The 12,415-nt window shown below is 62.7% G+C and carries 10 protein-coding genes; 4 read left to right on the forward strand and 6 right to left on the reverse strand.

Features of this window, described 5'->3' with window-relative positions:
• The first annotated feature begins 302 nt into the window (after positions 1–302).
• Positions 303–914 carry a glutathione transferase GstA gene (gstA, locus tag GWC77_RS11935; protein WP_173257115.1) on the forward strand — a complete coding sequence of 204 codons (612 nt, stop codon included), beginning with the start codon at positions 303–305 and terminating at the stop codon, positions 912–914.
• 379 nt (positions 915–1,293) lie between these two features.
• A complete protein-coding gene (locus GWC77_RS11940) occupies positions 1,294–1,584 on the forward strand; it encodes a hypothetical protein (RefSeq protein WP_173257116.1) in 291 nt (96 codons plus the stop codon).
• An 82-nt stretch (positions 1,585–1,666) separates the two neighbouring features.
• Here GWC77_RS11940 and GWC77_RS11945 read toward each other — a convergent pair whose 3' ends face one another.
• The 5 genes from GWC77_RS11945 to GWC77_RS11965 all read right to left on the reverse strand — a co-directional run bounded on the left by GWC77_RS11945 (position 1,667) and on the right by GWC77_RS11965 (position 9,100).
• On the reverse strand, positions 1,667–3,124 hold the full coding sequence (locus tag GWC77_RS11945; protein WP_173257117.1) for an alkaline phosphatase family protein: 1,458 nt from the start codon (positions 3,122–3,124) through the stop codon (positions 1,667–1,669).
• Between the two features lie 168 nt (positions 3,125–3,292).
• Positions 3,293–6,130 carry an ATP-binding protein gene (locus GWC77_RS11950; RefSeq protein ID WP_173257118.1) on the reverse strand — a complete coding sequence of 946 codons (2,838 nt, stop codon included), beginning with the start codon at positions 6,128–6,130 and terminating at the stop codon, positions 3,293–3,295.
• The gene (locus tag GWC77_RS11955) at positions 6,127–7,260 is read right to left on the reverse strand and encodes a substrate-binding domain-containing protein (protein ID WP_173257119.1); all 1,134 of its coding nucleotides are present in this window, start codon (positions 7,258–7,260) and stop codon (positions 6,127–6,129) included. Before GWC77_RS11955 ends, GWC77_RS11950 begins: the two co-directional genes overlap by 4 nt.
• Before the next feature lie 230 nt (positions 7,261–7,490).
• Positions 7,491–8,624, reverse strand: coding sequence for a PHB depolymerase family esterase (locus GWC77_RS11960; RefSeq protein ID WP_173257187.1), 1,134 nt, complete (start codon positions 8,622–8,624; stop codon positions 7,491–7,493).
• A gap of 38 nt (positions 8,625–8,662) precedes the next feature.
• Positions 8,663–9,100, reverse strand: coding sequence for a CopG family transcriptional regulator (locus GWC77_RS11965; protein ID WP_173257120.1), 438 nt, complete (start codon positions 9,098–9,100; stop codon positions 8,663–8,665).
• Between the two features lie 437 nt (positions 9,101–9,537).
• Here GWC77_RS11965 and GWC77_RS30095 point away from each other — a divergent pair, with 437 nt between their 5' ends.
• Positions 9,538–9,663 carry a hypothetical protein gene (locus GWC77_RS30095; RefSeq protein WP_302181357.1) on the forward strand — a complete coding sequence of 42 codons (126 nt, stop codon included), beginning with the start codon at positions 9,538–9,540 and terminating at the stop codon, positions 9,661–9,663.
• A gap of 137 nt (positions 9,664–9,800) precedes the next feature.
• On the forward strand, positions 9,801–11,333 hold the full coding sequence (locus GWC77_RS11970; RefSeq protein ID WP_173257121.1) for a PLP-dependent aminotransferase family protein: 1,533 nt from the start codon (positions 9,801–9,803) through the stop codon (positions 11,331–11,333).
• 50 nt (positions 11,334–11,383) lie between these two features.
• Here the strand turns inward: GWC77_RS11970 and GWC77_RS11975 are convergent, their stop codons facing one another.
• Entirely contained in the window at positions 11,384–12,331 is a 948-nt protein-coding gene (locus GWC77_RS11975) for a DmsC/YnfH family molybdoenzyme membrane anchor subunit (RefSeq protein ID WP_173257122.1), read from the reverse strand.
• Positions 12,332–12,415 lie beyond the last annotated feature (84 nt).

The raw sequence follows: 12,415 nt of genomic DNA on the forward strand, positions 1-12,415 counted from the left end.
TGCCGCATTCTGCCGCAACCAGCCATACCTCAGCTTGTCGATTCAGAGCGCCTCAAGGGTTCGCTGCGCCGGGCTTACGCCCGCCCTTGACCCGCTAACATCACCCACTCGGAATTCAAAAGAGGCAGCAATCACGATAATCGTCGTAGTGATATCGATATCGGCGCATCGACTAAGCCGAGGGCACGTAATGCAGCAAGAATGGCGGAAATCAGCGGGCCGCATTTTAATGCCGCATATGAGAAAGGATTGATGGGCGTATCGTGCCAGCCCGTTTCAACGTCATCGAAGGATGCAAGCTCATGAAACTCTACTTCGCTCCCCATACGTGCTCGCTGTCTCCGCACATCGTCCTGCGTGAACTCGGCCTGCCGTTCGAACTGGTCCGTGTGAACAACAAGACCAAACAGACCTCGGAGGGCCGCAGCTTCCTGGAGGTCAACCCGAAGGGTTATGTCGCCGCGCTCGAGCTCGACAACGGCGAGGTGCTGACCGAAGGACCGGCCATCCTCCAGTACCTGGCCGACCTGAAGCCCGAAGCGAATCTCGCGCCGGCGAACGGCACCTGGGAACGGGTGCGGCTCCAGGAAATGCTGAATTTCATCACCTCAGAAATCCACGCCGGTTGCAGCCCGCTGTTTAGCAGCGATATTCCCGACAGCGTGAAAAACATCATCAAGGAAAAGTTATACAAGCGCCTGTATAACCTCGACGCCACGCTCTCGCACAAGGACTACCTACTCGGCGAATTCGGCGTGGCGGACGCCTACCTGTATACGGTGCTGACGTGGCTGCCGCACTTCTCGATGGACATCAAGCGCTGGCCGGCGCTTGCACGCTTCATGGACCGCATCGGCGCACGCGCCACGGTCAAGGCCGCGCTCGCCGCAGAAGATGCCACGCCCGCCGTGTAAAACTCCCCGAAGGAAGGACGGTGTCCGTTCCTTCTCAGCCAGGGGCGTTCGACAGCGCAGTCTCGTACCAATGAACGCGCGCTGAATGTCCGTTGCGGGATGCGACCAGCGTCCGCTCCGGCGCGTGTGCCGCCGATCGCGGACAGGTAGAGGGCGGCCAATTGCGAACGCTGGCCGAAGGCGCCAGGATTTGGCACCGCTTCCCAGGTTTACTACGACGGCACAGTGACTACACTTGGTATGGGTCGCGAAAATCAGCTGCGCGGCCTTCTCCGTTACTTCCACACACTCCACGCTGTCGGAAAGAGTAGTTACACGCTGCACCCATTGTTCGTCGGCATGCTCGTCCCGCTGGTCCATCAAACAGGAGAACGCAATCATGCAAACTGTTATCAGGAGATTTTCCGGAAAGGGCGCGAAGGAGTTGTTCGATCTGCTCGAGAAGCACAAGACCGACGTCGAAGAACTAATGCGTTCCGTCGAAGGCTTTGTCGGCTACACCCTCGCACGCAGCGGCGATGGCGGATTTTCGGTGACGGTATGCGAGAACAAGGCGGGCATTGACGAAAGCGTACAAAAAGCCAAGGACTGGATCGCGAAAAACGCCGGGAGCACGGGCGTGAGCGCACCGGAGATATCGGAGGGATCAGTCCTCATTCACCTGACGTAACTTTGGCTTGCGACTGGCCACGCGCAATACCGACGAGGCTGCTCGCGAGCCGTACCCAAGCCGTACAAGCGCTTCGTACAATTTACCCACCACTAGGAAAACCTAACGCGGTCGCCTTCGCCCGCAACTCCGCAAAGCGTCCCCCGGGTGGTGCGACCGCTGTCTCCGATGCCGAAGTGGGAGCGGTCTGCTGACTATGATCGACTCCGCCGAGCCCCGGTACGATGCCTGCCGTCGAGCACGCGACGCCGAATGTGCCCTGCGTGACCGCAATGGCAGGCGAGTCCGTTCGCGCGGCGTCGGTGAAGTCGAGCGCATAAGCCATGTTGAAGGTGTTCGGGTCGGTTGCACGCACACCCAATGGGTCGAGACCGAAACGCCATGCGATCAGTTGATGAATCGAGCTGGGATCCAACGGATAGCGCGATACGTTGTTCGCGCGCACGCGCGGCCCCAACAGCATGCACGGCACGCGGAACCCCAGCCGGCCATCGTTGCCGACGCTCTTTTCCGCCGTCGACACCGGCTTGACGGGCGGCACCACGTGCTCCATGAAGCCGCCCCATTCGTCATACACGAGAATCATCAGGGTCTTGCTCCATAGCGGCCCGGTGCGCAGCGCCTCATAGATCTGGCCGAGCAGCACCTGCCCATTGCGCACGTCGGCATGGGGGTGATCGTCGTTGGATGTCCCCTGCGCTTCCCCCGAGAAGCTCGGATCCACCATGCAGAACGACGGCAGGTTGCCAGACGCCGCATCCGACAGGAAATCCGAGAACAACTTCGAGCGGCCGACATAGCGTGTGCCGTACAGCGCAGTGATCGGCACGTCGTGGAAATAGTATGTCGACGAGACGTTCTTTGCGTCGAGCCGATCCCAGATGGTCGGCAACGTCGACGTTCCAGTGCTGTCGTCGAGACGATCGGTCTCGCCGCTATGCAGATAGAGACGGTTCGGAAACGTGGCCGACAACACCCCGGTCATGAAGTAGTCGCACACTGTGTATTGCGTAACGGCTCCCCGATAAAAATCGAGATCGGCTTGGCCGAAGTAGCCAATGGGCAGCAGGTCGCCGCGCATGAGACTCGTGCCGGGCGTCAGAAGGAAGCCGTTCATCGCGCCGTTGGCCAATTGGACGCGTCCGCCTTCGTACGTATGGTTCGGATCGGAGAACGAGCATGCCTGGAATCCGTACGCCGGGTTCGACGTCAACGCGAACGACGATTGCAGCTGACCGAACGCATCGGGGAATTGACGAATCTGCTGGTGCTCGGCGTTCGGTACCCAGCCGAACATGTGATCGAACGAGCGATTCTCCATCGTGACCAGAACGATGTGATCGACGCCCGACGTCGCCGGGTCTGGCAATGCAGGCCGCGGAAGATTCGCGCGATCGGGCGGAATGCCGCTCGTCGCACCGGTGCTGCCGGACGACCCGCCCCCTCCGCCGCAAGCCGACAACGCGACGGTGCCCGCGAGCGCGGCGACAATCTTGCGGCGAATGGGATCGGGTGTATTCGAAGGTTGATGATCGTCCATGGCCTTATCTCCGTTATTGTCAAGACCGACCGGGTCGCCGACGCTTGCTGGGTAGCACTTCACGTACCCGCATCTGACCCAAGCGCTCGTGCTGCAGCGCAACGCGCGCCCTGGACAATGGCTGCTGAAGTTGACTGTGATGGGCGGCCGGTATGAGCTAACGCAAGATCAAGGGACTTCCCTTCTTGCCACATAATGCTCGACGAAGCGGAGGATCGCCTTCGACCGGTAATCCCTCGCCAACCGGCAAAGGTGGTCGGCGAAAGGACGATAGCGCTCATCGAGCTCACTCAGGTGTGTGGCGTGTTGCACGATGGCACGCATGTCGCCCATTCGCGCCAGGTGGTGCAGCGCTTCGATCTCCTCCCGCGGCGGTACGACCAAAGTCCCCACGGAGGGCTCGGTGGCGCGTACAGCCGTTCGACCCGCGCCGACGGTCTGCGTCTCCGGCATCTCGTCGTTCCACTCGATGTTCAACAGAGCCGCAATCTGTGACAAGAGCTCACTGAAATCGATCGGTTTCGACAGAAAGGCGTTTGCACCGGCAGCCAAGCTGTTTTTAGCGTGCCCCCCCGACGCGCCGGCGGAGACGGCAACGATGGGCAGATTCCCGAACGCCGGCATTTCGCGCAGCCGCCGCGTGGCTTCGAGTCCGTCCATCCCCGGCATGACGACGTCCATCAGGATGAGCTCCGGCCGGTGGGCTTTGGCCTTCTCGATCGCTTCCAGTCCATCGTCGGCCTCGACGGTGTCGAATCCCAGCTGGCCGAGCAGATCGACCACCAGAGAACGGTTTGCCGCTACATCATCCACTACGAGAATGGTCCTGCGTGGCCCCTTATAGCCCGTCACCGTCCATTCAGGCGCAGCGACAGGTGGCTGAGGCGCCACCACCGGGACGTTCAGCTCGAACGAAAAAGTGCTCCCAACGCCGCGGCGACTATCGACGTGGATTTCGCCCCCCATCAAGCGCACCAGCTGCCGGCTGATCGCCAGGCCGAGCCCTGTGCCTCCGAACCGGTGCTGAGCATCGCTCACCTGTTCGAATGGCCGGAAGATCGCCTCCAGACGCACTTCGTCTATGCCAATGCCGGTGTCCTCGACTTCGAACCGCAGCCGTGCGGGCGGCAGGCAACTGACGCGTAGGCGCACGGTTCCCTCTTCGGTGAATTTGATTGCGTTGGAGAGCAAGTTGAGCAGCACCTGGCGCAGCCGCTTTTCGTCGACCCGCACGCCCGCGGGCAGATCGGGGGCCATCTCGCACGCGAAGCCCAGGCCCTTTTCCGTTGCCTTCACCTGAATCGTCTCGGCGATGAAGTCGATGAACCCATCGAGCCGAATGTCGGACGGATTGAGTTCCGCCCTTCCGGCTTCGATTTTGGCCATATCCAGGAGGTCGTTGATGATCGCAAGCAGGTGTTCGCCGCTGTGCTGGATCACCGCGACCCGCTCCATCTGGCGTTGACCGAGGCTCTTATCGCGCTTGAGGATCTGCGCGTAGCCTAAGATTCCGTTCAACGGCGTGCGCAACTCGTGGCTCATGTGCGCGAGAAAGCCGCTCTTGGCCTGGTTGGCTGCGTCGGCGCGTTCCTTGGCGATGGCCAGTTCGGCCGTTCGCTCGCGGATCATATCTTCGAGGTGCTCGCGATAGCGGCGCAGTTCCCCTTCGGCACGCCTTTGCTCTGTGATGTCACGTGAGATGCCGAGCAGAAACTGCGGCTCGCCGCGCGCGTCGAGGATCGGGATCTTCATGGTATGCACCAGACGCAGCCCGTGACGCGTGTGGGCCGGCTCCTCCGGCACATCGACCATCTGCTGTGACTCCAGTACCTCACGATCCTTCAGCGCGAAGAAAGCTGCCTCCTCCGCCGGAAACAGATCATGGACAGACTTGCCGATGAGTTCCTCTCGCCGATACCCGAGCAGTTGCTCTCCAGCCTTGTTGAATCGCACGAAGCGCAGCGTCGCTGCATCCTTGACGAAGATCACGTCGGGAATATTCTCGATGATGCTGTCAAGAAAATGTTCGCTTGCTCGCGCAGCCTCTTCGGCATGCTGCCGTTCGATGATCTCGGCCGCCTGGCCTGCTAGCGCCTTGCTGAGTTCGGCAGTGCGCTGTGCGACGCGCGCTTCGAGTTCTGCATTGAGATTCTTCAGCGCATCCTCGGCCTGCCTGCGCTGTCGCCGGTCTTCGAGGAACTGCTCGACGGCGCGCGCCATATCCGCAATCTCATCGCCGCCGTAAACGGGCACACCGGCTCGCGCACCGTCGACATCGCCGTGGCGCAGAAAGTGGCTGACCCGACGCAGCCGTTCCACGACGTGGCGACCGAGGAATGTCCGGGCAATCAGCCAGGCAAGCAGCAGGCTCACCGCAACTTCGCCACCCACCCACTTGCGCGTGCGGTCCAGGTCTGCAGCCAGATCTTCAACCGCTTTCCGGTAATCGCGCGTGAAATACTCGGACTGCTCGTGCGCCGCCGTGGCCATGGCGTCGGCCTGGCGGCGCAGATCGTCATCGAGGCTGGCCAATGACGCCCCGGGCCGCGGCGCGGCCCCCGGCGCGACTGCGGCGACCAACGCCGTCTCGCGGACCTGCGCCTCGATGTTGACCGTATTGCGGAAGCGCTGACTCGATCGATGGAGCGCCAGCGCGTCGACACCGACGTTCTCGCTCGTGGGCGCGGTCGCGGAGGCCAGGCGGTCCACCAGGCGGTCGAAGGATGCCAACTGCTCCATGACATGCCGATGTGTCTCGCGTACGGAGCCCACGGCATCGTCATTGGACAACTCCAATGCGAGGCGTTCGATCATCAGCGTGCGCTGTGCCAGGTCCTGTGCATCTTCCTGGCGAGCCAGCCGCTGTTCCGCCAACTGGCGAATGGCGTAAACCGAACCGGCCAGCGAGTAGATGGTCGTGGCACCGACCGCCACCACCAGGGTGGCGAGGCAAGAAACCACGAGCGTGAACTGCGCGGAGAGTGACCGTGGGAGCTGAAGTTTCACGGGCGTTGCCAGATGCGGCGATAGACGTCGCGATAGCCGTTGTTGGGGTCGTAGAGCAGACGATCGCCGCCGTCCGCTGCGACGTTGTCCGCCGTCACGAGATGCACCGGAAACACGTATCCGGTGACGCGCTGCCCGGCGAAGAGCCGGTTCAACTCGTCGACCAATTGCCAGCCGTGCAAATTCACGGGTTCTGCCACGGTGCCCGTCTGGAAGCTGCCCGTTCGGATACGCAGGAAGGCGGACTCGCTGCCGTCGCCGGCCGACAGCATGGCCATGGCGGTGCTCGGCATTTCAGCCTGGGTCAGCACCGGGGCGGCGTAGTCGAAGTAGATGTCGTTGACGGCGAGCGCATATGTCCAGCGCTTGCCATACCGCTCGAGCAACGCGCGTGTCGTGCCCGCCATCAATTCCTGGCTGCGCGCAATCGCCACGTCGCGCACTTCGAGCAAGCTGCAACCGCTGCACGCGCGCACGACGGCGGCCATTTCATTTGCCTTGCTTTGCGCGATTTGAAAATTGGAGTCCGTGAAGATGACGACTCCCGCATGCCCGCCGGACTGAACGATGGCCGCCAGCGCGGTCACGCGCGCGACCTCGAGCGGATCCGTCGTTACGTTCATCGCCACGGGCGTGCCGGACACCGGTCCGGCCTGGGCCGCGACATGCCAGCCGACGATTGGAATCTTCCGCTCGGCAAACGGCCGCAACCCGGGCAACAGGGCGCGTGCGTCGCCACCGACGATGATGAGTCCGTCCGGACGATTGACCAGCGCACTTGCAAGCGTCTTCAGCCGCTGATCCGGCATGCCGGCGGAGTCGAATATCTGCACACGCCAGCCGATGACCTTGGCCGCCTCCAGCACACCGTCGATCACGCCGACGATGCCGCCGTTGCGCAAATCCTCGGCGACGACGGCGACCCGTTTCCCAGGTTGCGCCCGCGGCCCGGTGCGCGGCCCGTTCCAAGGTGCGGCCGGCTGCGCCGCGGCATCGACGACGCGTTTCGCCGCGGCCAGGTAGTTCTCTCCCGCGACGGACGTCCCTGGTGTGGAGGCAGCCGGCGTACCTTGCGCCGCAGCAACCGACAGCATGCATGCGCATACCCATGCTACGAGCCAGCCCCTCATCGTTCTCCCCAAAGCCCCGACGCGATTCACCGACCGCGTTCGCGACGTACCGAAATGCCGCGCAGGGCGACCCTGCGAATCAGATACTACACCGCGCTCGCCGCGTGCCATCGGATTATGAGTGCGCCGCCTCGCACGAGAGTCGCGACCGCTGGCCGGTTTCGATTTAATACAACCGTCGCGCTATTTATGAAGACGGCTATTGCGGAGAACCACGCAATCGAGATGCGTTATTCAAGGTGCCGTGGATGCGCGAGAAAGAATCGCACCATCTCCGCGCTGGCATCGGGGCCAGTGGCATCCGTGTACGTCCCGCGGACGCTGCCGCCAGCCCACGCATGCGGTGCACCGTGGATGATCCAATACTCCGCATCGATGCCGTTGGCAGCCGTCAGGCGCCGCCGCGTGCATGCACGCCCTGGGCGATCCAGTCGCTCAGTGACGGGGGACGTGCTAGCGCTGAATGCCCGCACGAGCTCGCTGCCGTTGGAGGGATGAACTGTCGTGTCGGCGTCGCCATGAAAGACGATCAACGGTCGCTTCGGCACTGTCGCCCCATCGTGACCGTCGGCGCCCTGCCCACGCCGTGCCCCTACGGCGCCCTTCATCGCGGCAAGCGCCGACGGCACGTCGTGAGCGCAGCGATACGGCAGACCCGAGTGGATTCCCGCCGCGGCATACAGTTCCGGATAAGTGTGAATCATCACCGCGGCCATGGCGCCGCCTGCCGACAGACCGGCGACATACACACGAGCCGGATCGACGCTGTGATTGGCTATCACGTCACGCGTGATTCCCGCGATCAACGAAGGTTCGCCCCGCTCCCGCTGCTGGTGGCCCGGCTTGAACCAGTTCCAGCAGCCGGACGGATTCGCCCGCTTCGACTGAATCGGATATGCAACGAGGCAGTCGTGACGCTCGGCGAACGTGTTCATCCGGGTGCCTGCCGCGAAATCGTCTGCGTCTTGCGTGCAGCCATGCAACATCACGATCAGCGGCAATGGCGCCCCTCGGTACCCGCTGGGCACGTAGAGCTTGTAGTCCCGCTGCCCGGCGTCGTTGACGTACGCGAGCGCACTGAAATGCCCACGGTCCTCCACATCGGCCTGCCTGGCGACATGCGGGCGAACGAACGCCTCCGTTGCTCTCGCGCGTGCGGATTGGCTCCCGTCGAGCGCGTCGACGCGAAGCCGCCCGAGTGCGTGATGCGCGTCGACAGGTGGCTCCGGCGCCGCGCGCTCGGCGCTGCCATCGCGCCCGCGCAGCGCGCGTTGAATCGCCGCGGTAGCTTCAAGCGGCCCTGCGGTACGCAGCAGGTGCATCGCCTCTTGCATCGACGAAAGGAAATCTTCATTCATCTTCATCATCGTTGTCCGTATGGTGGCTCGAGCAGCGGGACGGGTTAGCTGATCCTTCCTGCTAACGCTGCCTTGACCGAGGGCGAAGCGTGGAATGCGCCCAGCACCACGACCGACGCGATCGTGGCAAGCGCGAGTTCAGGCGTAACATCGGATGCAATGCTGGCCAGCCCCAGCACATGAATGTTGAGGCGCTGCTTGGCCGCCCGCGCCGACTCCAGGTCCTCCTTCGAAAAGTGCTGTAGACCCAGTACCAGCGCCCGGCGCGTAACCGTTTCATTCACGGTCTGGGCGTGGACTGCCAACTGGTTACGGATCGCCGTTCGAATCAGATCCGTGCGGTTCGAGTAAAAGCCTTCTTCGACCAGCAGGTCGATCTGGCCGAGGTCGACGGGGCCCAGATTGATGGTGATCTTTTCCGTCTCGCCACCCTTCGGACGGGGCGGCACCGGGAGTGCAGGGGGGGTTTTGTTCGCTCTCATTCTCCATCCGATCACCATCCAATGGGATGGTTATAGGATGGAGGGGCCGCCGTGTCAACCCCGGAAAGGAGACGCAGGATGAAATCGGTGCTCATGATTGTCTTCATCGCTACTTTTAGCGCGGCTGCGATCGCCGCCACTTCCATGGGATCCTACTCAAGCAGCGGCAGCGATCAGCAGGACGCTTGCCGTTCCGCAATCGCTGCGGCGGAGCAGGACAGGGTCAATTGGCTATCGAAGGGATGGACCTTCGCAGGGACCTCGAGCTGCACCTGCTCCGGAAGTGGAACAAGCTGGACTTGCTCAGTCAACGCGACGTATTTCCGCCGATAGCGAGTCACACACCCGATTCGAGTTCATGGCATGGGTTCTGCTCTTCAGCCCGCCATAGGCGATCGATTCGTCATACAGCCTCACGCCCCCGTGACGAGGCAATCGTGAAATATCTGTTGATTGTCGTGCTAAGCAGCCCGGTGCTGCTGGCCTATCATTTGAAGCCGGAAGAGATGCAGGAGGCGGCGCTGCAAGCGCCGCACTTCGTGCTGCATCGTCTCGCGCCTTGATCGGCACACGCACGCCGTGAAAGCCACCGATGTTTGACCGGATCGCCTGGACAGCGTCGTTCTCAGTATGATCTCGTGCATCACGCGATCAACACGCGCATCATCATTGACGATCCCGAACGACGCCAGGAGAGAGCATGCCGAGCCGCACCCCGACAGCCATGTGGGCCCAGCAATTTCAACGGTCGTCGGGATCGAAGAAGAGCCTGCAGGATCAGATCCGTCAGATGCTCGTAGCCGCCATCCTCGATGGGCAGCTTGCGCCCGAGGTGGCATTGCCGTCGAGCCGCGAGCTGGCCGATCAGCTTGGCGTCGCACGCAACACCGTTGTACTCGCGTATCAGATGCTGGTCGAAGAAGGCTATCTGATCTCTCGCGAACGCAGCGGACATTTCGTCAACCCCGATATGCTGCACGGCTTGCCGCGTTTCGGCACGGCACCCGTGAATGCGTACGCCGCGAGCGACGACGAAGCGGTCGGTCGCCCGAACTGGCGGCAACGCATCGTTCATCCGCCGTCGAGCCAACGCAATATCGTCAAGCCTGCGAACTGGCAGCATTACGAATATCCCTTCATCTACGGGCAATTCGATCAATCGTTGTTTCCAACCAACGATTGGCGCGAATGCTGCATGAAGGCGCTGTCGATCATGGAGATTCGAAACTGGGCGCCCGATCTGATCGAACGCGACGACGAATCGCTGATCCAGCAAATTCGCACGCGCGTGCTGCCGCGGCGCGGCGTGTTCGCGGCGCCCGACGAAATCATCATTACCAATGGCTGTCAGCAGGCGTTGTATCTGATCGCCGATCTGCTCACCGGCAAAGACACGACGGTCGGCTTTGAAAATCCCGGCTATCCCGACGCGCGCAACATCTTCGAAAATCGCCACGCTCGCCTCGTCCCGCTCGGCATCGACGAGCACGGCATCGCGCCGGAAGCGCTCGACGAGTCACTCGCGCGCTGCGATTACGTCTATGTCACGCCGAGCCATCAGTGTCCGACGACAGCCACCATGCCGATCGAGCGGCGTCGAACGCTACTGGCGATGGCGCAGCAGCATGACTTCGTGATCGTCGAAGACGACTACGAGAGCGAGAACACGTTCTCCGGCACGCCTCACCCCGCGCTGAAAAGTCTCGACACCGCCGATCGCGTGATCTATGTCGGCAGCCTTTCAAAGACGTTCGCACCGGGCCTGAGGCTGGGCTATGTCGTCGGCCCGCGGGAATTGATACGCGAATTGCGCGCGCTGCGGCGCCTGATGGTGAGGCATCCGGTGGGCTACGTGCAACGCGCATTCGCGACGTTTCTCGCACTGGGCCACCACGACGCGTTGTTACGGCGTCTCGCGCATGCATATCGGGAACGATCGCAGGCGCTGATGGCCGCGCTCGATGCACATCTGCCGCAACTGCGCTATGTGCCGATCACCGGCGGCGCTTCGTCGTGGGTCGAGGGACCCACATGGCTCGATGCCGAGCGCCTGGCCGCCGACGCGCAAGCCGTCGGCGTGCTCATCGAGCCAGGCAGCGTCTTCTTCATGAACGACGATACGGACGCACGTCGCCACTTCCGCATGGGCTTTTCCGCCATTGCGCTCGAACGGATCGAGCCCGGCGTCAGCGCGCTCGCGCAATGCGTGCGTGCCCAGCAACCGGCGGTTTGAGTTCGAGGGGGCCGTCGACACACCGCGTCGACGCCCGCGTCAATCCAACGTTACGACGCGCGCTGATAGTAGATGTTCTGCGGGTGTCGTGCATCGGCGAAGAAGAACCAACGCTCGGCCACGAGCCCCGCATACTGGATCACGAACGCAGCGCCCAACGCAATGGCCGCGGCGAGCGATCGCGGCGCAAGCGCGCCCGCTCCCGTCAGCACGAACGGCACCGCGAACGCAGCGGCGATGAACACGACTTTGACGACGCGTAACGTGTCGACCGTTTGGCCGTGAAAGAACTCGCGCGTGTTGAATGCGCTCGCCGTGAAGCCGCGCGACTTTTGCTCGACCTTGCTGTTGCGGATGCCCGTTGCGCTTTGCACCGTCGACTTCGGCTTGAGCCGCGCGTTGCGCGCGAGCGACGCCAGGCGCGTGGCGCAGGCGGCGAAGGTCAGGACGCAGGCCCCGGAAGCAAGCGTGCCCACCAGCATCGGCGCCCACCAGGCCGCGCAAGCCGTGGCCAGCGTGCAGCCCGAGGCGCAGCCGAGCAGCGTAAAATTGACGAGCGTGAACGGGCTGGCCCATTCCTGCAGAAACCGCAAGCACGCATAGATCATCGCCGTGCAGACGAACAGGGCGAGGCTCGTCGTCGCGCCGCCCAGGCCGATGGCGAGCGTGCCGCCCCAACCTACCCAATGCGCGAAACCGTACGCCGACGCGAATATCAGAAACACAGGCAACGCGATGCATTCACGCGACAGCCACGACGTACGCCACATCGCGACCGCGCGCCATGCACGCTCGGGATGCCCGAGGTGGAAGAACGATGCGAACAGCCCCAATACGCCGAGCACCACGGCGATCGCAGCGCCGACCACGTAGAACGCCGAAGGCACGCTCGCGCCCGTGATGCGCGTGCTGGCTTCGATTGCCACGAGCGTGAGCATGAGCCCCTGCGCGGCTCCGCATAGCGTCGTGAGAAAGATGACCGAGAAAGCGGGCCTCATAAGGTACTCCGTCGATATTGATGACTATTCGTTGATGAAGTTGCCGCCTGACGCTCCGATGACCAATCGCACGAAGGCGCGAAG

It is taken from the genome of Paraburkholderia sp. NMBU_R16, assembly GCF_013282575.1.
In the GTDB taxonomy this organism is placed as follows: domain Bacteria; phylum Pseudomonadota; class Gammaproteobacteria; order Burkholderiales; family Burkholderiaceae; genus Trinickia.